Below are 19,988 nucleotides of genomic sequence, written 5' to 3'. Positions count from 1 at the left end.
GTCGCGCGGCCTGGCGTCGTCGATCAGCGGGCGAACGCATGCGACCGCCCGATCGGGAAACCCGCGCAACCACAAGACACGCGCAAGCGGAATCTGCGGCCGAAGTAATCCGGCTGGAGTCCGCGCAGCGCCACTTCGTCTCGCACGCCTTCCTCGAGATGAAACTGCGCCTCGATCTGATTGCCGACGAGATAGTGGGACACACCGAGGATGGCCTTTGCGCCGGCAACGCCCGCGGCGTCTCCGATCAGGCGCGCGTTCCTCTCAGGCTCGAGGGCGATCGGCAGTAACTGCCGGTATTTGCCGGTCCGGCGATAGAACATGTTGAGGCGCGCCAGTAGCCTGAACGTGTCGGCGCGATCGCCGCGCGCCTGCGCGATCTCCAGCCCGCGACGGAGCGCGTCCTCGGCCTGCTCGCTGTTGCGCTCCGTGAACATGGAGGCGTGGCCGAGCGCCGACTGGAGCTCGAGCTCCCATCGGCCGCCGCGGCCGGTGTCGTCGAGCATCGCAAGCGCGCGGCCGGACCAGATTCGCGCCTCATTGAGCAGGTTGAGCTCGACGAACATCCTCGCGCAGGCGCCTGCGAGCGGCACGCGCAGCTCGGCGCCATCGTCATTGGCATAAACCCATTGCAGCGCCGCGCGGGCATCGGCGAGCGGGCTCGCGCGCTCCTGCCGGCGGGAGGACTGATCGCCGCCGCCCTGTTCCGTCATACCGGCTTCGAGTACGTGCTGAACGTATTTTGCGTGCCGGCGCGCGGTCGCCTGCACCTCACCGCCGGCGCTGAGCCTCTGCATGGCATAGGCGCGCGTGGCATCCAGCAGCCGATAGCGCCGCGATGTGCCGTCCGGCCGCGACGATATCAGCGACTTGGCCACGAGCTGCTCCAGCGCATCGACGACGCCATCGATCGGCGCACCCTCATCGGCCGCGATCGCTATCGCGCCCTGGAGCGTGAAGGGACCTGCGAAGACGGCGAGCCGCTGAAGCGCGCTCCGCTCTCCTTCGCCGATCAGGCCGAAACTCCAGTCGAGCGTGGCGCCGAGCGTCTGCTGCCGCGGCGGCGCCGTTCGCCGCCCGCGCCACTCGAGCTGCAAGCGGCTATCGAGCAGCGCGGCCGTTTCTCGTAATCCATAGAGGCTGACGCGCGCGGCAGCGAGCTCGATCGCGAGCGCGATGCCGTCGAGCTTGCCGCAGATCTCCGCGAGAACGTCCGCATCCTCCTCCGTGATGTCGGCCGGATGCCCCGCCGCGGCGGCGCGATCGACGAAGAGGCGCGCAGCGGGATAGCTCAGCACTTCGCCAGCGCTGAGGCGGGCGCCCTGCGGCGGGCCCGGCAGCGCAGCAAGCTCGAAAATCTGTTCGCCTTCCACCGATAGCTGCTCGCGACTGGTTGCGAGGATGGCGATGCCGGGCGCCTCGCGAAAAATACTCTCTGCGAGACGCGCGACCCCGTCGATGACGTGCTCGCAACTGTCGAGGATGAGAAGAAGACGGCGGTTGCCGAGGAAGCTGACGATGCTGTCGGTCGGATCGGCGTCGTGAACGACGAGGCCGAGCACGGCTGCAACCGTACTCGCGACCAGCGCCACGTCCGTCAGCGGACCGAGATCGAGGAAATGAACGTTACCCTCGAAAGCCTCCCACATGTCGTGCGCCAGCGCAATCGCGACGGTGGTCTTGCCGATACCGCCGGGGCCTCGTAGCGTGACGAAGCGTTCGCTCAGCAGGTGCGCGGACAGTTTTGGCAGGACGTCGTCCCGGCCGATCATCCGATCCAGGCGATGCGGCAATGACGCAGCCGGTCTCTCCGGCCGCACAGGCACCAGTGCCGGCGCTGCCGCTCGCGCACTCCGTTGCACCGGGGCGGTGAAGCAGTAACCCCGGCTCGGAACGTTCGTGATGTAGCGCGCGCCGTCCTTGCCGTCGCCGAGCGCCTTGCGCAATTCGGCGATGTGAACCCGCAGGCTGATCTCCTCGACCGCGAGGCCCGACCACGCATAGCTGAGAATCTCGTCCTTCGGGATCACTTCGCCGGCGCGGCTGACGAGCAGGCGCAAAATGTCGATCGCGCGGCTGCCGAGCCTCACCCGCACGCCGTCCTTCTCGAGCAGCCGCGATCTCAGGGAAAATGTGGTGCACGACATAACGTCGAGCTGGGAGCGGCTTGGCAGAAGACCGCGAAGGACACCGAGCGCGATTACCTGTCGGTCAAGCTGGACGATCCGAGCTTCCCCACGCTCCGATCTACGCCACCCTCATCGAGGTGGAAGGCCAGGAAGGTCTCCAGCTCATCTGGTCCCGCCCCAGCCGAGATTGAGGCGCCGAGCCAGCGGCCCCGCCGAAAGGCGGGCCGTTTTGCCGCTGTGATCCCCGGTCACGGGGCTGTGACGTCTCTGGCGCATGTCATTCAAATGCATTACATTAGCCGCGAATAAAGGAGGTCGCTATGGCTTCGAATGCCCTTGTCCAAACCCGAATCGATGCGGACGTAAAGGAAAAGGCTACCGCGGTTCTGGAAAACATGGGTCTCACGGTATCCGACGCTGTGCGGATCCTGCTGACACGCACGGCTAACGAAGGGATGCTTCCGCTGGAGCTCGTGAGCAACAGCCAAGCTTACGATAGCTGGTTTCGTGAGAAGGTGCGCCAGGCGCTGGCGGATACCCGGCCCAATCTCGATGATTCCGAGGTCGAAGCGCATTTCGCGCAACGCCGTGCCGCTGCGCTTCGAAAAGCGGCGGAGCATGAACGGTGAAACTCGTCTGGTCGCGCTTCGCGTTGTCCGATCGCGACGGGCATTTTCAGCTACATCGAAGCCGAGAATCCCCGTGCCGCGGTTCATGTTGATGAACAGATTGCCGATGCCGCGCGGCGCCTGCTCGACTTTCCCGACAGTGGCCGGCCCGGGCGTGTCGCTGGCGCGCGCGAGTTGGTCATCCCGCGCACACCTTATGTCGCGGCCTACCTGGTCGACGGTGATACTGTTCGCATCTTGCGCGTGCTTCACGGCGCGCAGATGTGGCCCGACGAACTTACCAATGACGATTGATGCCGGCTAAGTACAGTAGTGTCCTGCGACCGGAGCTGGATCCCTTTTTGCGGCTATTCTTCTTAATGCTCCGGGTTCGGCGGAAGGGGTGTCCTGTCAACCTCATTAAAATCGCGTGCCTTTTCCGTCTGCGTCGCAAGTAATCTACGGTCCTACCCACGGTCAGTTTCGCAACCTCGCGACCGTAGTTTGCGGCCATTTCCCGCAGCGCAGCGGCCTCGCCAGGCGGGCTGCTCTCCGCCGCCAGATCAAGGCAGATGCGCTCCATGCGTGCGAGATCGTGATGTCGTGCTGATGTCCTCCCACGAGGCCGATCAGAGTCGCACCGCGGTTAGGCGTGAAGATGGATCCTAGAGGCGCCGCGACGGAGACGCGGCACCTCCTGTCGACCAATGGAGAATGGCGATAAACACGCTCGGCACATCGAAGGCAGACGATTTCGCGACCAAGCTCACATCGCCGGAGAATCTATCTGTGCTCGTGAGAAGCGGGACTGTTCGCAATGCGGCTGACAACATAAGCTTTGGCACGATGGCGTCGTTAGCCAACTTCGATGCTTCAAATGTGTTCGCTGTTATCGGACGGATCACTCCGGTCAAGCCTGGCGAATTTTCGCTCACACTGGGCCCGGGCGAAAATGCCGGCAGCATCAGCATGCATTTTGAGGGGACAGCCTGGAAGCTGTCGGGCATCACGCCGCCGCCCCGGGTCATTGCCGCCATGGTCGATCGGCTGCCGGCGCGTTGACCCCTTGCGTTCGCCCGCAGCTGCGGTTGGATCACGGCTTTTAGGATTGTAAATCCAAATGGCCATCCAATTGATTGTGGCGAAAGTTCTTAGAGACGAGCTTGCGTTGCGGGGCATTCAATCCCTGACCGCCGAAGCGTTAGAGGAAATCGTTGCTCACATCTTCGAACGTATTAGCGATCTCGAGCTGGAGCTTGCCGCGCGGGATTTCGGCATCTCCACGAGCGGCGACGACAGATCAACCGTACGCATACGACGAGGACCGCCTGATTGACGCATGCGCGCGGGCACGGCGAGCTCTATGATGGCGTTGCGTGAAGGTCAGGCGGCCTGCTGACCGGCGGGCTTGTCGGCTTGGCGCAGGAGCTTCCATTCCCAGGGCAGCAGTTCGTGCAGACGCGACGCGGGAAGATCGGCGATACGGGCGAGGACGTCGGCGAGCCAGGCCTTGGGATCGACGTCGTTGAGGCGACAGGTCGTGATCATCGTCAGCATGATGGCGGCACGGTCGGCGCCACGCTGGCTGCCGGCGAAGGTCCAGTTGCGCCTTCCCAATGCGATGCCCCTCAATGCGCGCTCAGCGCAATTGTTGGTCAAGCAGATCCTGCCATCGTCGAGGAAGCGGGCGAAGTCGTCCCAGCGCCTGAGCATGTAGTTCATAGGCTTCAGGACCTCGGAGGAGCGCGAGAGGGTTTCGCGCTCACGCAGCAACCAGGCGTGCATGTCCTCGAGAAGCGGCTTGCTCTTTTCCTGGCGCACGGCGCGCCGCTCGTCGGCGCCGCAGCCATTGATGGCGCGCTCGATCTCGAACAACGCATCGAGGCGTCTGACCGCCTCCAGCGCGATCGGAGAGACCGGTTTGCCCTTCTTACCTTCCCGAGCATTTTTCTCGATGTCAGCCAGCTCGAAGAAGCCCCGCCGCGCATGGGCCAGGCAAAACGCCGGTGTGATCGGCATCGCTTTCTTTTGCGGGTCGAACAGCGGCTCGAAGCCGTTGTAGCAATCGGCTTGCAGGATACCGGCGAAGGCGGCCAGATGCTTCTGGGGGTGCTCGCCTCGTCGGTCGCTCGAGGCGTAATAGACCGCCGCCGGCGGCGCAGGCCCGGCGAAGGGCCGGTCATCCCGCACATAAGTCCAGATCCGCCCGGTCGTGCACTTGCCCTTCGCCAGGATACGGATGGTGGTGTCGTCGCCATGCAGGCGCTCGGCCGCGAGTACATGGCGTTCGATCAAGTGGAAGAGCGGCATGACGGCAAAGGTCCCGTGGCCGACCTGGTCGGCCAGGGTCGACAACGGCAGGTCGATCCCCTCGGCCTTAAAGCGCGCGCTCTGGCGGTTGAGCGGGATATGCATGCCGAACTTGTCGAACAGGATCGTCGCCAGCAATTGTGGGCCGATGAAGCCGCGCGGCGTGGCATGGAACGGCGCGGGCGGCTGGCTGATCTTCTCGCAATCGCGGCAGGTGAACTTCTCGCGTACCGTCTCGATCAGCTTGAAGCGGCGCGGGATCTCCTCCAGCGTCTTGGTCACATCCTCACCGATCTTCGCCAGCCGCGATCCACCGCAGCAGGCGCAGCTCGTTGGAGCCTCAATGACGACGCGCTCGCGTTCGATGTCATCCGGCCATGGCTTGCGCACCGGCCGCTTGCGCGTGAAGGCGCGTACGCTCTGCGCCTTTGCCGCCGCGGCCTGCGCGGCGAGCTCATCCTCGCTCGCCGTGGTGACGAGTTCTTCAAGTTCCAATTCCAACTGCTCGATCAGCCGCGCCGTGCGCTCGGAACGCGGCCCGTACAGTTCGCGTTTGAGCTTCTCGATCCGCAGCTCGAGATGCGCGATCAGCGCCTCATTGTCCGACAGCTTCGCCCGCGCGTTGGCCGCTTCGGCTTGCCAATTGATGGCTTCGGCCTGTATCCGGCTGACCTTCGCCGCGGCCGCATCGCGTTCGACCTCGACCCTCAGCCGCGCGTCGCGTTCAGCCCGCAACGCCTCACGTTCGATCAACAGCGCCGCCTGGGCGCTGGCGAGATCCGAAGGAAGGTCATCCGGCTTCAAACTCATGAAGCCAGTGAATCAGATTTCCCGGTAGGTTCAATCGCAGAATGCTATCCAACTCGCGTTGGACGCAAAGTTTCTTGAGGATTCCGCCAGTCGATCCCAGATAGCAGGTAAGAAAGCTGCGCCGGAGAGATCGTCACGGCTTCACCGGCAGCCGAAGGCCAGATGAATCTTCCTCTTTCGAGTCTTTTTGTAAACAGGCACGCTCCCTGAGAATCGTGCCAGATGATTTTTATCAGATCTGAACGGCGCCCCCTGAAGCAAAACAAATGACCCCCCAGTGGGTCATGCTTCAAGACCTCCTGCACCTGCAAAGCCAGGCTCGGAAAGCCGCGCCGCATATCGGTATGGCCCGTCGCCAGCCATACCCGCACGCCAGAGGGGATCGGAATCATCGCAGCGCCTTCAACACCGCCGACACCAGCAAGGGCGGCGCCGACCCGCAAATCCTGATCCGTCCGCTCCCCGTCAATTCCACCACGATCACTTCACCGGACGGTGCCGCTTCCTTGATCGGCTCCGCTTCCATCGCCGCTTCCACAAAGCCCTGGTCAGCAAGGTCCTGGCGAAGCCGACGCCGCCAGGTGTAAATCAGCCCCGTTGAAATATCGTGATCCCGCGCAACCTGCGCCACACACGATCCCGGCGCAAAGGCCTCCGCAACGATCCGGCACCGCTCATCCTCGCTCCAACGCCGCCGGCGTTCCGGCCCCGTCAGCACCGAAATCTGACCCATCAATCGCTCTTAAGCTCGCTCTTAAACACGTGCTTATGAGTGCTCAATCCGCCTCTCAGAACAAGGCGGCCTTCATCGTGGGCGTACGATCAACCTGACGACCGGGTATTATGTCCGTTTGCGATCCACTGCGAGCGAAGCGGTGGTGGTTCGTATCACCGATCGCGGACCATGGGTCCGTGGCCGCGTCCTCGACCTCTCGCTCGCCGCCACGCGCAGCTGGGGGATTACGGATCGTGGCATGGCTCAGGTTCGTGCTGAGGTGTTGTAGCGGACGTCCATGGCCCTGCGAAAACACGCAACCGCCGCCCGCGCGCCCTTGCGTCAATGGTCCGGCTTTTGGCCTGAAACGAATCTGCCGTGCCTCTAAAGAACCCTGACGCTATCGCGGCCCTCGTATCGGCCCTCAGGCTCGTCTACGGAGACGAAGTCGCGCGAACCATGCTCCTTGAAGGTATGAGCCTTGCCACGCTGCTGGACGCGATGTTCTCCGCGCCGATAGCACATCGCGATGCCGTTCGATACGTCGCGACTGCCTTAGATGACTTCGCCGTTACACCAGAACTTGGCCCGGTCTGGCACCTTCGCTACCTGTATGATGACGAGCCCGGCTCATTTCGCGTCCTCGATATGGAGATAGCCACGCCGGCCGGTACGCTGTCCAGCAACGACCTTTGGCTTCGGCTGCCCGTCTAACGAGCTCGCAACCTCTGCAATGTGGCCCGTGCTGTCGACGATTAGCGAGCGCCCCGTGCGGTCCTTGACGGCCTTGTAGGTCTTGATCTTACCGGCCGGTAGTTCGTGGATCTGCGAGGAGCTCGCGGCGCGTAGCTTAGCGATAACGTCGTCCGACGTCAGGTTGCCGGAGAATTTCCCGGACAAGGACGACGTCGTCAGCGCCATCTTCCCCCCGAGCAAATCTTCCAGGCTATCGGGAGACTCCGCAAGGAGGCCAGAGACGAGATTGCCCGGCTTATCCGGTTTCTGGACGCGACCGAAAACCATATGGAACTGGAGCCCGACGACGAAGGCGACGACAGCGAGCTTGAGGACGACGACCCGGCAGAGGATGATCCAGCTTCTCGCCGTAACCATGCGCCTCAGGCTGGCAAGCTAGGCGTTGAGGGCCAGCATGTGCCTCGCAATGCTCGGCAAGCGTCTGTATCGGCTTTGAGCCTGTAGCCGAATGAATACGCCGCCGGGATCCAAATGCATTGTCCCGGCGGCGATCAGTCCAGCCCCGAGAGGGAACTAACAAAATCCCGGATATCCATCTTGCTAGCAAGGACCGTGCCAGGTTCATTTTGATGTCCGGATGATCGATGCCCCTTGTTCCCCGGCGCCCCTTCTTTGGGAACAATTGGCAATCGAGCTCATTGAAGGATGGCTCCGGCGCCGTTCCCCATGTAGTGGACGGCCTCAGCCTGCCTTGCCCACGGCTGCGGTCGTTTCCCTGCACCATCGGGAGCCCGATAAGAATTGCGGCAGACGCGCTCATCAAGAAGCTCCGCAGGAAGATGAACTAAAGGCCGCCTCCCATGGCGGCCTATTTCGTTTAGGCGGTTCACGCTGGCGGGCCCCCTGCACGCGGGTGTGATGATCGTTGAGGAAGCCGTGTGACGTAGTTCACAAGCGGCTTGTGTCACCAAGCGTAGCATGTGCGCCTCAACTGGAGGGAAGCGCCATGAAGATTAATTGGACGACCTCTCGATTGTTCGCACTGACATCCGCTGTTCTGGTAGCGGCTGGTGCCACTATGGCAATCGGCACTCCTCGCGGAGTCTTTGAACCAATGTTGGGCCAAGATTGGCAATGCAGCCGAACCATGCTTCTCGTGACCACCTGTTCTCACAGCCAAAGATCAGAATAAACGCCGACCAAAAGGCCCAGCTTGTGCGGTTGGAACACGATCGTCAATGTGCTGAAGCGAACAGAACATCGGTTTGAGGCTAGTATGCTCACAGTCGCTTGGCTCTAGACCCCAAGCACCTCCAGCGGCCCCGGCCTCCACACCCCAAAAGCCCCCCGGCCGGGGCCGTCTTTGCTCCGGCTATCGATATCCCATGGCGGCGATCGGCAGTCCGGCCCAATTGAAATCCGGCCGCACGTCAGCGCCGCGCCGGCCGCAGTCTCCGCAGACGAACCGTGGCTCGAGGTCGGACAGCCGCACATCGTCCGGCTGATCTTTTGAGCCTGCATGCCGTATCAAAGCGACATCCGAAGCACGTCGCAAATTATCAATCCCTTGGGCCTGAGAGCGACAGGCTGCGTGTCGTGGCTAGGGAGAAGTTGTGTTGGCGGGCCTTTCCGTCGTTTCCACCACGCCCACAGCTCGCGGCGGGCGATGCCCAGCAAGTCCGTATTTGCCCTACTTCGCTATTTCTCGGAGTGAGAGCCGCACTGTCTGCAATAGGTTGAACGCCAGGGATTGGGTCGTGCCGGCGCCGTGGGTGACCTCTTGCGGCAGCACACTGAAGTTTTTCTCCGGGTACAACAGCAGATCGACAAGAGCCTTCGCTTCGGTCGCATGAGCGATCAGGCGGTTTTACCCCGCTACCTGCATCTCGGCAAAAACTCCGCGGTACCTTCAGCATAGGAACGTTTCGGTCCACCCCGAATCCTGCTTGTGCAATCGATCCTTTGTTTTGTGGATCGACAGATGGAAAAAGCAGTCGCCTACGCCATCTCAGCGGTGCTCGTGGGTATGGGTATCACGATACTAGTCATTGGCCTGTCCTCCAGCTCGCCCGCTTTGTGGACAGTCGTCGCGCTCGTCCCCATCACGGTCGGGATCGTGAGCGCTTTTGGCCCCGTATAAGGATGGGGAAAACGGCCACTAGGTCAGCGTTTCCATGGTTCGAATCATATCAGGCTGCATCGACAAGCTTATAGGACCAGGTGTGGATGACGGGATGGCGATTGACGTCGTCGATGCCGGCCATGATGCGTCCCTTGAGTTCGTGCTTTGATGTCACTCGGATGTGACGCAGGACAGAGCGGGCAAACTTGGAGAAGAAGCCCTCGATGAGGTTGAGCCAGGAGCCGTGCTTTGGCGTGAACGTGAAGCCGAAGCGGCCTGCCGGTCGGGTGTCGAGCCAGGCTCTGGTTTCCCTCGAGATGTGTGCCGAATGATTGTCGAGGATCAGCTTGATCGCGGTGCTGGCCGGATAGGCGGCATCGAGAAGCTTGAGGAATTCGATGAACTCGCGGCTGCGGTGGCGATCTCTGACGAGCGCGTGGACCTTTCCGGTGAGCAGATCTATCCCGGCCAACAGGCTGAGCGTGCCATGGCGTTTGTACTCATGATCCCGCGCAAAGGTGGCGTGGATGCCGGGCTCAGGCGGCAAATCCGGCGCCGTGGTCGCGATGGCCTGAATTCCCGGCTTCTCGTCGCAAGAGACGATCGCCACCGGTTTTCCCCGCTTCTTGGATCTGGCAGGGGCTTTTTTCAGGACATCGACTTCACGATAGACGCACAGAACCTCCGCCATCTTCTGTTCGAACGCGGCGTCGCGATTTTCAAGATAGTAGCGCACCTTGTGCGGCTTGATTGCCTCTTGGCCGAGAAGCTTGCACACCGTGCCTTGAACCAGACGGGCGAGACATTCGTGCCCCGCCGCCGGTCCGTGCTCGCGCGCATGACGGGCCAAAAGCCGCGTCGTCCACAGCTCGTGTGGATAGCCGTGCTCCTTGGCCTTGTCGCACGCCAAAGACACCAACCAGGCCTTGGCCTCAGGCGTGATCACCGGCTCCCTGCCCGGTCGCGGTCGGTCGTCGAGTGCCGCCAGTGCGCCGTACGCCACGGCTCGCTCGACGCAGCGTTGGACCGTCTGATGGTGCACGCGAAGCCGTTGTCCCACGGCAAAGAACGATGGCTGTTCGAGGTAGGCGAGCAGCATCGCTGCCCGCGACACCCGGCTCGCCGGTTCCGTCCTCGACCGCGAAAGAGCCGTCAACACTTCAGCCTCCTCATCGGTCAGCGCCAACTCGACCGCTTGCCGCCACTTCGCCATGACGCCACTCCTCGTTCAGCCAAATACAAACGAGGAATCCCGCAACAAACCATCCGTTCCATCAGTGCCAATTTCATGGAATCGGTCGTCTAGGTCAGAATCATCTGCATTCTTCGAATCGGCCACTGTGCTCGCTCTCGCTGCTAATTTCAGAATTTGCGGGTACACGCGCGTGAGCCATTTCGTCTCTATGCTTCTGCTTGCCCTCGCCCTGACCTGACCTTGTGCTACGGGGTGGCAGCCTGGCGCCTGTCGGCCGGCAACGACGTCGATATCACTGCAACGATTCCGCATCAGGAATCGCACGCAGAGTATTTTTCCGCTTCCATTACGATCGCGACGTCAGACGAATTCAACAGGTGCGGAATTCCTGGGTCATACGGGAACGTGGGGATGCACCTCGCTTCTATGACGCCGCCGAATTTGAACAAGCCCAAAAGCGCTTAGGAGGCATTAAGAATTGGATCGATGATCAATTTCAAAACACCAGCGTCACGGCCGTTCTGGCACCGAGACTTGGAACCGGTCGTGGGTGAAGTATGAGATCGAACAAAGCCATAAGCGGGGAAAGCCGAAAAGCACTGGCAAAGGTCAGCTAATGGGATGGTCCGGCCGTGCTCCTGCCCCGCCAGCAAGCGAAGCTGGCAAGGGGCGCCACAGACAAGGAGCACGCCATGTCTCAGACACCCAATACCGCGATGGCCGTGATCGGCATCGATATCGGCAAGAACTCGTTCCACGTCGTGGGCCACGATGCGCGCGGCGCCATCGTGCTGCGGCAAAAGTGGTCGCGTGGCCAAGTGGAAGCGCGGCTCGCCAATATACCGCCTTGCCTGATCGGCTTGGAAGCCTGCGTCGGCGCACATCACCTGAGCCGCAAACTCGCATCGCTTGGTCACGATGCCAGGTTGATGCCGGCCAAATATGTCCGCCCCTATAGCAAGGGACAGAAGAACGACTTCAATGATGCCGAAGCGATTGCCGAAGCCGTGCAGCGCCCGACGATGAAGTTTGTGGCGACCAAGACCGCGGAGCAACTGGATCTGCAGGCGCTGCATCGGGTGCGCGAGCGGCTGGTGTCGCAACGCACCGGCATCATCAACCAGATTCGCGCCTTCATGCTGGAACGCGGGATCGCCGTGCGCCAGGGTATCGGCTTCCTGCGCACGGAACTGCCCACCATCCTTGCGACGCGCACCGATGCCCTGTCGCCACGCATGTTGCGTGTCATCGAGGAGTTGGCAGGCGACTGGCGCCGGCTGGATCAGCGCATCGACGGCCTATCCGGCGAGATCGAAGCACTGGCCCGTCAAGATCAGGCATGTTCGCGCCTGATGACGGTGCCTGGCATCGGGCCGATCATTTCGAGCGCCATGGTGGCCGCGATCGGCACTGGAGACACATTCTCCAAAGGCCGCGACTTCGGCGCCTGGCTCGGACTGGTGCCCAAGCAGATCTCGACGGGAGACCGCACGATCCTCGGCAAAATCTCGAGGCGCGGCAATCGCTACCTGCGCGTTCTGTTTGTGCAGGCGGCATGGGTTGTGCTGGTCAGGATCAAGACCTGGGAACGTTACGGGCTCAAATCCTGGATCGAAGCCGCCAAGAGGCGGTTGCACCACAACGTGCTGGCGATCGCGCTCGCCAACAAGCTTGCCCGCATCGCCTGGGCGGTGCTGGCTAAAGGACGCGCCTTCGAGCTGACGAGGACCGACGATGCAGGCGTCCGACCCGCTTGATCCTCGCGCCGTGCTCGGCGCGGTCAAGGCGCAGCCTGGCAACGCCGGAGCCCGCCGCAAGCCAAGCGCGACGGCCGGCCTTGACCGCCCCTGCGCGCGACGCGATCGACGCTCTGCGGGCCGGGACGAAGGAACGGCCCTTGGCTCGAACAAAGGAACTGCGCGATATGAGGAGCAGGCGATGACGTAACCCTATCAACAGTTTCCAGCCGAGGTCTGCGAGAGGATGAGACGAGATGGAGGTTCGGTCTTCCCGGCGCATGCGAACACTGGTGACCCAAATGGTCCAATCGAGGCCTGTCCGCTAATGAGAACGCACGCGCGCTGATATCCATGATGGCCCAGAGCAAATGCTCCAATCAAAGGCCGGATACATTGATGCAAGACCGCCCACCGCCAGCTCGGCGAAACCACTTGCAACGCACGGCCGGACCATACATGGGGTCAACAGCAGACCAAACAGGCCGCCAAGTGGCACCACCAACGATAGGTCAGCAGCTCTCACCTGAAGAACGTCCTCGGAGATGGCCGATTGGCATCACCAAGGCGGAAGCGTACGGTGGCCTCGCGCTTCAAAAATATCGAATTGATCGCTCCGTTCTTGCGAATAGTTGCGAGGAGTAGTCTCATGAAGCTTCGCGCGACGTTCATTATCGCAGCAGGACTTTCAATCCTCATTTCGATCGCCGCTCCAGCCAGAGCCGCTGCACCCAACTCCGAAGGTCAGATAAGAGGGTACGCGGGAACGGGGCAGTGATAGCGACGCCGGCATACTTCATGACGGCGGGCCCCTTTCCCGAGTGCCCCCGGCGAGGAGCTCCGCAGCTCTTGCGCGAGGGATCGAAGCCGGATGGGGTCGTGTATTCCCTTACAACCACCGCTCCGTGAGCGCAGCCTTCACGCGAGCCTGCGACGAGTTGAAGATCGAGGATCTGCATTTTCATGACCTGCGACACGAGGGAACTAGCCGTCTTTTTGAAGCAGGGCTCACAATCGAGAAGGTCACGCTTGTGACCGGCCACAAGGATTGGCGCACGCTGCGGCGTTACACCAAGCTGAAGCCGGAAGAACTCCACAAACTACAAGCCGCGCCACAACCATCTTTGGAAGATTTCATCCAAACGCTCTCGACCAGCGAGCCTGCGACGGCGACGGTCCGACAACGAGCCTAGACACCCTAGAGATCCAAGGCCCGAGAGTTGCGATCTTATGGCGCGCTCGGGGGCGGAGAAGATCTAAGAAATTTCAATGGCTTGCCGGGATGGCAAAACGGCGAAGTGCATGTCCGGCCTACAGGTACCTTTCAGACTCAATCACACCGTCGAGGGTTGGACGAGAGGTGGAGGTCGCGGCGGCGCTCAGGCAGGGCGGATTCAACGTCGCGGATTGAAGCGGCGGCGCCGAAAATGCCGAACCGGTTCGCCGAGGACCGCGTCAGTTCGCGACGCGCTCCTCCTCCTTCTTGGTCACGTGCCAGATCACGAAATGGTAGTGCGGGACGTCGACTCCGGGATGTCCCGGGTTGAAGTAGATGTTGACGTGGTCGGTCGCGCCGGCGAACGCCGGCGCCTCGAACGCCTTGTGATCGTCGATGTCCTTGATTGAAACCATGTATACGGTCGCTATCAGGCGGTCCTTACGGTCGAAGCACAGGAACGGTCCGAGCGGCAAGGTTTCGGGCTTCACGAACAGGATGCCGAGACTCGGAAAGAACTTCGGGAAGTTCACCAGATCGCTTACGCGCTTGTATCCCTCTCCTTCGGCGATCTTCCGTTGATTCTGCGTCGGACGAACGACGTGGTGTTTCGTATGCGCGGGACGGGCTCGGCGAACAGTCCTTCGAGGAGCCTCGGTCCTCCGAGGAGGCTCGGTCCTCGCCGCCGGCCGCGATATGGCTGGGGCGAAGGGATCCGGCATCCTCTGCGGCGCGGGCTGTTGGAACGGATCCGGCATGGTCCCCTGCGGCGCGGGCCCCCACCCTTGCAGGATCGGCTGCGCGCCGGGCGACACGGGCCCGACGGTTAAGGCGAGCAATGCAGCCAATCCCGAGGCGGCCAACCGATGGCGCATCTCGCAATCTCCCTTCGTTCACTTCGCCTTGTTGCGCTCCCGCCACCGCAGGAAGTCCCGGAACAGCGCTTCGCGGTCCGACTGATCGTTCGTTGGATGCTGCTCGAGAAAGCGGTCGAACGCTCCCTGCAACGCCTGACGCTGGATCCAGCGATCCGCAGGGCGAAAGCGCTGCCATCCGGGGAGCGGTTCCGCCAGGTTCACCTCGCGCCATCTCGGGTGATGGCCGTCCCCGAGAAATTCGGAGAAGCGCGAGAAGAAAGTCTGCACGAATGACTCGAGCAGCTGGTAGCGCTGGTTGCGGCTCGGCCAATTGTAGGCGAACAGGGCCGATTTGATCGCGATCGTGTCGACGCTTTCGTCGACCCCGAGGACCGACGGATAGTCCTCGTGATGCAGGGTCGAAGGCAGGTAGTCGCGCCGCAGCGGCGAGGAATAAGGAATCGGCAGGAAGCGAACCGCATTGAACTGGGCGTAGCTCGCCAGCGAGGCGACCGGCTTCGCCGAAACCAGCAGGGTGGCCGAGAGCCGCCCCTTGCGCATCTCGTCGAGCGCCGTTTCGAGGCTCAGGTTCGCTTCGTCGAATTTCACGCCCAGACTGTTGAGCACCTCGCGACCCAAGACAGCGCCGGCACTGCCTTCTTCGCCCAGATTGATTCTCTTTCCCGCAAGGTCGGCCAGCGTTTTGATTTCGGGCCGCGCGATCAGATGGAATTCTTCGCCAAACAGAACGGTGATGTAGACTAGCTTATCGCGGATGTCGCCAAGGGCCCTGGCGTCCCGGAGGCGATCGACCAGAACGACAGGCGCGATCGCCATGTCGGCGCCCGCCAAGGTAAGGACGTCGACGACGTTGCGGACGCCGCCGTTTCCAACTAGTGGCAGCACCCGCAACGCCATTTCGCCGTGTGGTCCGGTCTCCTGACCGGTGGCCAGCGTGGTCGCTATTTCCTGGGCTATGGTGAATTCGGTGCTTTGCGGCATGCCGGTAACCAATCCGGCCGTGTAGCGGCTCTCCGATACCGTCACCCCCTTATCGCCGCCGGCGCTCTGCTTGCGCGGAGGCGCCTTCGCGGGCTCGGCCAGAGACGTCTGCGCCGCGCATCGATCGACCAGTTCGCCGATCCCAGCCGTTGCGATCAATGCGGTAAACAGGCCGATCCGAATCGCTCTGCAGACGCTCATTGCTGTAAAACCTGTTCGGTCCGGATCGCCCCCTTCTCCGCCGGGGCGGCGCCGTGCCGTCACCTCGATCAACAGGCAATTCCGCCAGAGCATGACGGACGGAATGGATTCGTCTTGTCCCTCCAACGCATCCAAACCAGGGCAGTTCCTGCACTCGCAGGCGGCGTGCGCAAGGCGCGGGCCGAGAGGCCTGCCGCTGCGCCTCGCGATGCGGAAGCACCCCAAGTCGCACCCGAATAGGAGCGCATGACGGCAGACCGGCTGCAAGGTTTGAGGGGGCCGGATCTGGAAGAAATAGATCGTGTCCCGTGGCGTGGTGTAGCTGGCGGCGGGTCACCGCGTTCGCCGGCAAGGGCCGGGCCGGTCAGCTGGCGATAGCCGGAAGGCTGACGATCGGATCATCGCTCAATGGCGCGATGGTTTCCAGCGTCATGTAGCGGGCACGCTGGACGGCCCACTCATCGTTTTGCTCGAGCAGGATCGCGCCTATGAGGCGAACGATCGCATCCTCGTTGGGGAAGATGCCGACCACTTCGGTGCGCCGCTTGATCTCGCCGTTGAGGCGCTCGATCGGGTTGGTGGAGTGCAGCTTGGTCCGATGCTGCGGCGGGAAGGTCATGTAGGCGAGCACGTCGGTCTCGGCCTCGTCGAGGAAGCCGGCAAGCTTCGGCAGCTTGGGACGGAGCTGATCCGCGACCTTGCGCCACTGCGTTCGCGCGGCCAACGCTAAGATCGCCACCATCCACCACCAGCTGTCGCACATAAGGAATTGAACTTGTCACTTCCATTGCAAACTGGGTCTGAGTGCCTAAGTGCTCTTTCAGTTCCTCGACAGTTGCAAATAGATAATCCTCGGTCGATATGTGAACGTCTTTCGCGTTTTTCTTTAAAGTCGAGACGATCTCCGCTAGGTCCTCTAACCAAATTACTACCGGTCGATATGAGCGACCGAAGCTCTTTTGCTTTTTGAGCTTCTCCATATCGGCTACTGGCGCGCCGGGTTGAAATTATTGTCGACAAGCGCGCTCCGTTCACGATCCCCAAGGGTGTCGTCGGTGTTGAACATTGCCGCCACCTCGGCCGCTGATCCTGCCATTTTTCGATTTTCCATGTGTCCGCGTTAAGCGGGTATCATACCGGGATTGCAACTCGACGATATAGACGGCGGGGATGCTGTCCCCAGACTTCGCTTTTTGGATGGGAAGACCCGGCACCGTGCCGGGTCGCGCTTTGGCCTTGGCCGTCGCCTGCCGCTGCCCCTTGCTTCGCCTGTCCGCGCCGTGGTGCAAAAGTGGGGGCGCCCCTACTTCTTCGTGAAGTCGCCGAGCGAGTTGGCGGTGTGCGCGTGGTCCTGGCGCGCTGCCGCTGGTCGTCCGTGTCGCGGTGATGACGTGACGCGGTGACGGTGCAACCGTTGCACTGTTGCCGCCGGTTCGCGCTGCCTGCTGCTTGGAGAAACCGTCCCGTTTCAGGACCGTTTGCCCTGCCTGCCGCCGTCGTGATGCTGCCGCTGTTGTCGTCGTCGGTCGTGGTCGACGTGATGCGCGAGCGCTGGCGGGACCGTCGAAGGATGGTGACCCTCCGCAATCGTACCCTCTCAGCGAACCTTTCAATTACCCACAATTTCTGCACCGACTATGGCCCCCAGCGCGATGTCGGTCAGGCGCGATAGCCCGCGCCACATGACCGTGTTGCCGGGCGGAGGATCGTGGGCGCGGGCGAGATAGCCGCCGAGCCTGGCGATCTTGGCCAGGTAATGTGAGAGGGTTTTCCGTCGAGCTTGCGGTTTGTCATTCACGAGTCGATCGAGCAGGGCGATTTCAGTTGCGGTCAACGCAAGAGTCGGTAGCGCCCCTGGAGCTGCGCGATTGAGCATCGTCATCCAGAAGACCCGCCAACTGAGGATGCAAAAGACAGAGATCAGGTTGGTCAGACGCTGGGCGGTCCGGAGCTTCGATTCCTCAGCTTTGCAGCCCGATTTGAGGATCTTGTGGAAGACTTCGATTTTCCATCTTAAGGCATACCATTCGAGTTTCTCGATTGCGTCGGCGCGTGAGCCCACAGGCAGATCTGTAATCAGCTTCCACTCGATCTTCTTTCTGTTCTTCGGCGTTACGCGCTCTTCGGCATGGATCACCGTCAAGATCAGCGCAGGATAGCGCTTCTGCTTCCCAATTGGCGGCAGGACGCGAATCTTGCGATATCTGATCTCAAGGACGGCTTCATCGGGATCGCCGTTGTTGTTTCTGACGTCGATGCGATGCAGTCCTTTGACGGCGACCTCGTCCATTTCGTCGGCGATCGTGTGATCCCCATCCCCAGCCAAGCGATTAACGCAAGTCCTGATCACGAAATGCGTTCCAGCTTCGCGAGCCGCGCAGAACAGCTCATAGATGTCGCTCTCGCGATCACCGATATGGATGCATCGTCCCGGATCGCGCAGCAGCTCTGTGGATTGCCGGACATTATCCAGCCATCGGACGCTCTCCTTCTTCTCGATGGGAACGCGCGTCGGGTTGATCTTCTTTTTAAGCGCGGCAGTCCCCTTGAATTTCTTTCGGGTCCAGAATTTGACGGCCGTCAGTCCAAGCGGCAGCCCCTCGGTCGTTACCGCCAGGCTCGAGTGCATCAGGATGCCGCAAACCGTGTGCGATCTCAGGCGGCCGGCCTTGTCCCGGCCGCTGTTTATGCTCTTGGTGATCCCGATCGCGTCTGAGTCCTCCCTTCGATAGCTGAACTCGGTTGTATCATGGAGCACCAGAACAGCACCGCCTGTGGCAATCGTGCGCTCACGCGTCGATTGAAAGTGGCCTGCCAGAATGTCCGCCTCACTGACCCGGTCGTTGGAGAAAAAACGATAGGCAGCCTTTGTGTTGGCCCAATCCTGGCAAACCAGCGGAATGCTTTCTCCCATGGCGCTCCCGATCTGCGCCACCAGTTTGCGGAGCCGCTTGTTCAGGCGCTCGTCGGCAAGGCTGCAGCCCGCGAGCTCACGATCAAACCATGCGCCTGCTTCTCCGTCCATTGGCACCGCCCCCGCGAATCGGTGCCAGACAAGGAATCACGGTCGATTCCTGCGATGCAACAGTTTATGCGCTCCCTCAGCCCACTCGGCTAAATGTGGGTAATTGAAAGTCAGCGAACAGCGTTGCGGATAGAGGCCACGACAAGTATCAATGGAAGGACGGCAAACCACCAGATGAACACCGCCACGATGAACGTCCACAAGGTCGATACGCTGGCGACGATCACACCAGTTCGGTCGCCAGTCGGGTTCGGCTTACGCATGGACTTCCAATGCCCGATTGGAGCCAGAATGGGCGCGACCAGAAATTTCGCCCAGCCTACGCAAAGCCTCGTGACGAAGCCCGGCACCTTGGGAAGCCAACTGTTCGCGTTCTCAAGTGCGAGCACTAACATCGACGCGATCAACAAACCACCGGCCACCCAAGTGTAAGGCTCTCCGACCTTGCCTCCTTGAAGCCACTCAACGAACGCAATCGCAAAAAGTCCTATCATCGCTGGCAGCCCGACGATGAGATACAACCATGGCCGCTGCTCGCTGCGTTCTGTAGCGATCCCGTCATGCAGGCCGCCAATGAGCTTCGCGCTGCCAACAATCCCCAGTACGACGACCAACAAGCCAGCACTGATGAGGCTAACCATCCAAGCCCACTAAGGACAGCTCCCGCCCCGAAAAGAAGAACACATAAAATAAGAAATAGAAGGAAAGCTATCATTGCGTGTAGTCCCCGCCCGAGACGCTATCTTTAGTTGGCATGTGAGCCGCGCAGCAAGCCAGCGCAAATAGAGATCGAAGCCGGGACGCGAGCTGGCGCAAACTGTGAATGCGGCGGAGCGGAGTTGTCCGGGTCCTGTGGAGGCCGGAGGAACCCGCGGGGACCGCGCGACGGCCCGGTGCGAGGATATTTGCAATCGCGCATTCCCGACTTAATTTTATGCCGATCGGTACACAAAGGGCGGTGCACGATATGGCGTATGTCGAATACGGAAGCAGTGATCTTCATGGATTGGAACGCCGGGACCGGCACGAGGTTAGATGGATCACGCACCATCGCGGCGGCGTTGACCGCGCGCTGGATTGGAGGCAGCACATGATCATCGTGGACGAAGACGGCGAGATCATCGCCACAGCATCCGATGACCATACTCTAATCGGCGGCCACCACCGCCTCGCGGTGGCGGCCAGCCTTGGTAAAAAACTGTTCTGGCGAGATACCGGCGAACCAGTGAAGCTTGATAACTTCTTCAAGCATTATGGAAGTTCTCTTCGACATACAGCCTAAGCCGCTCGCCGAGCGTATCGTTGTTCGGATCAGCAGCAGACAAACGCTGCCGAGCCCATGTGCGTCTGGTGCCACTACCGGAGG

The 19,988-nt window shown here is 61.5% G+C and carries 17 protein-coding genes and 4 pseudogenes; 10 read left to right on the top strand and 11 right to left on the bottom strand.

Translation table 11 applies throughout. The annotated features are described in order from the left end of the window. Nucleotides 1-23 precede the first annotated feature (23 nt). A complete protein-coding gene (locus tag IVB18_RS14680; RefSeq protein WP_247989761.1) occupies nt 24-2,147 on the bottom strand; it encodes a winged helix-turn-helix domain-containing protein in 2,124 nt (707 codons plus the stop codon). Between IVB18_RS14680 and IVB18_RS14675 the strand changes: the two are divergent. The 5 genes and pseudogenes from IVB18_RS14675 to IVB18_RS14655 all read left to right on the top strand — a co-directional run. Next, nucleotides 2,148-2,320 (top strand): annotated as a pseudogene (locus tag IVB18_RS14675) (DUF736 family protein); the annotation flags it as partial. A gap of 129 nt (nt 2,321-2,449) precedes the next feature. Beyond that, nucleotides 2,450-2,758, top strand: a complete 309-nt coding sequence (locus IVB18_RS14670) for a type II toxin-antitoxin system RelB/DinJ family antitoxin (protein ID WP_247989760.1) — start codon at nt 2,450-2,452, stop codon at nt 2,756-2,758. After that, a pseudogene (locus tag IVB18_RS14665) lies at nt 2,755-3,052 on the top strand (type II toxin-antitoxin system RelE/ParE family toxin). The gene IVB18_RS14670 and the pseudogene IVB18_RS14665 overlap by 4 nt, the downstream one beginning before the upstream one ends. A 399-nt stretch (nt 3,053-3,451) precedes the next feature. Then, nucleotides 3,452-3,799, top strand: a complete 348-nt coding sequence (locus tag IVB18_RS14660) for a hypothetical protein (protein WP_247989759.1) — start codon at nt 3,452-3,454, stop codon at nt 3,797-3,799. A gap of 58 nt (nt 3,800-3,857) precedes the next feature. Beyond that, entirely contained in the window at nt 3,858-4,073 is a 216-nt protein-coding gene (locus IVB18_RS14655; protein WP_247989758.1) for a hypothetical protein, read from the top strand. A gap of 47 nt (nt 4,074-4,120) precedes the next feature. Here the strand turns inward: IVB18_RS14655 and IVB18_RS14650 are convergent, their stop codons facing one another. From IVB18_RS14650 to IVB18_RS14640, 3 genes are read right to left on the bottom strand one after another with little or no spacing between them, the layout of a single operon-like run. Beyond that, nucleotides 4,121-5,857: an IS66 family transposase gene (locus IVB18_RS14650; protein ID WP_247989757.1), complete on the bottom strand. Its 1,737-nt coding sequence runs from the start codon at nt 5,855-5,857 to the stop codon at nt 4,121-4,123. Nucleotides 5,858-5,901: 44 nt separating this feature from the next. Beyond that, nucleotides 5,902-6,249 carry an IS66 family insertion sequence element accessory protein TnpB gene (gene tnpB / locus IVB18_RS14645; RefSeq protein ID WP_082758020.1) on the bottom strand — a complete coding sequence of 116 codons (348 nt, stop codon included), beginning with the start codon at nt 6,247-6,249 and terminating at the stop codon, nt 5,902-5,904. Next, nucleotides 6,246-6,590, bottom strand: coding sequence for a transposase (locus tag IVB18_RS14640; RefSeq protein ID WP_188106852.1), 345 nt, complete (start codon nt 6,588-6,590; stop codon nt 6,246-6,248). Before IVB18_RS14640 ends, tnpB begins: the two co-directional genes overlap by 4 nt. 46 nt (nt 6,591-6,636) lie before the next feature. On the opposite strand from IVB18_RS14640, the gene IVB18_RS14635 reads away from it, so the two are divergent. Further along, the gene (locus IVB18_RS14635) at nt 6,637-6,861 is read left to right on the top strand and encodes an RlpA-like double-psi beta-barrel domain-containing protein (protein ID WP_346732666.1); all 225 of its coding nucleotides are present in this window, start codon (nt 6,637-6,639) and stop codon (nt 6,859-6,861) included. Nucleotides 6,862-7,202: 341 nt separating this feature from the next. Here IVB18_RS14635 and IVB18_RS14630 read toward each other — a convergent pair whose 3' ends face one another. Next, on the bottom strand, nt 7,203-7,685 hold the full coding sequence (locus IVB18_RS14630) for a hypothetical protein (protein ID WP_247989756.1): 483 nt from the start codon (nt 7,683-7,685) through the stop codon (nt 7,203-7,205). 1,772 nt (nt 7,686-9,457) lie between these two features. Further along, nucleotides 9,458-10,603, bottom strand: coding sequence for an IS630 family transposase (locus IVB18_RS14625; RefSeq protein WP_247989755.1), 1,146 nt, complete (start codon nt 10,601-10,603; stop codon nt 9,458-9,460). Nucleotides 10,604-10,827: 224 nt separating this feature from the next. Between IVB18_RS14625 and IVB18_RS51945 the strand changes: the two genes are divergently transcribed. From IVB18_RS51945 to IVB18_RS14610, 3 genes and pseudogenes are all read left to right on the top strand, one after another. Then, a complete protein-coding gene (locus IVB18_RS51945) occupies nt 10,828-11,139 on the top strand; it encodes a TIR domain-containing protein (protein ID WP_346732636.1) in 312 nt (103 codons plus the stop codon). 138 nt (nt 11,140-11,277) lie between these two features. Continuing rightward, entirely contained in the window at nt 11,278-12,342 is a 1,065-nt protein-coding gene (locus IVB18_RS14615) for an IS110 family transposase (protein WP_247987070.1), read from the top strand. Nucleotides 12,343-13,199: 857 nt separating this feature from the next. Beyond that, nucleotides 13,200-13,514, top strand: a pseudogene (locus IVB18_RS14610) (tyrosine-type recombinase/integrase); the annotation flags it as partial. Nucleotides 13,515-13,776: 262 nt separating this feature from the next. On the opposite strand, the gene IVB18_RS14605 reads toward IVB18_RS14610, so the two are convergent. The 5 genes and pseudogenes from IVB18_RS14605 to IVB18_RS14585 form a co-directional block, all read right to left on the bottom strand. Then, nucleotides 13,777-14,070, bottom strand: a complete 294-nt coding sequence (locus IVB18_RS14605; RefSeq protein WP_247384043.1) for a hypothetical protein — start codon at nt 14,068-14,070, stop codon at nt 13,777-13,779. Between the two features lie 360 nt (nt 14,071-14,430). Beyond that, entirely contained in the window at nt 14,431-15,660 is a 1,230-nt protein-coding gene (locus tag IVB18_RS14600; RefSeq protein ID WP_247991642.1) for a TAXI family TRAP transporter solute-binding subunit, read from the bottom strand. Between the two features lie 301 nt (nt 15,661-15,961). After that, nucleotides 15,962-16,318 (bottom strand): annotated as a pseudogene (locus tag IVB18_RS14595) (transposase); the annotation flags it as partial. A gap of 888 nt (nt 16,319-17,206) precedes the next feature. Next, on the bottom strand, nt 17,207-18,622 hold the full coding sequence (locus IVB18_RS14590) for an IS4 family transposase (RefSeq protein WP_247983252.1): 1,416 nt from the start codon (nt 18,620-18,622) through the stop codon (nt 17,207-17,209). Between the two features lie 110 nt (nt 18,623-18,732). Continuing rightward, entirely contained in the window at nt 18,733-19,263 is a 531-nt protein-coding gene (locus IVB18_RS14585) for a hypothetical protein (protein ID WP_247989753.1), read from the bottom strand. 449 nt (nt 19,264-19,712) lie between these two features. On the opposite strand from IVB18_RS14585, the gene IVB18_RS14580 reads away from it, so the two are divergent. Then, a complete protein-coding gene (locus IVB18_RS14580) occupies nt 19,713-19,904 on the top strand; it encodes a hypothetical protein (RefSeq protein ID WP_247989752.1) in 192 nt (63 codons plus the stop codon). Nucleotides 19,905-19,988 lie beyond the last annotated feature (84 nt).

The organism is Bradyrhizobium sp. 186, from assembly GCF_023101685.1.
GTDB lineage: Bacteria > Pseudomonadota > Alphaproteobacteria > Rhizobiales > Xanthobacteraceae > Bradyrhizobium.
The sequence above is the reverse complement of the archived record's forward strand: the minus strand, read 5'-3'. Positions and strand labels throughout refer to the sequence as shown.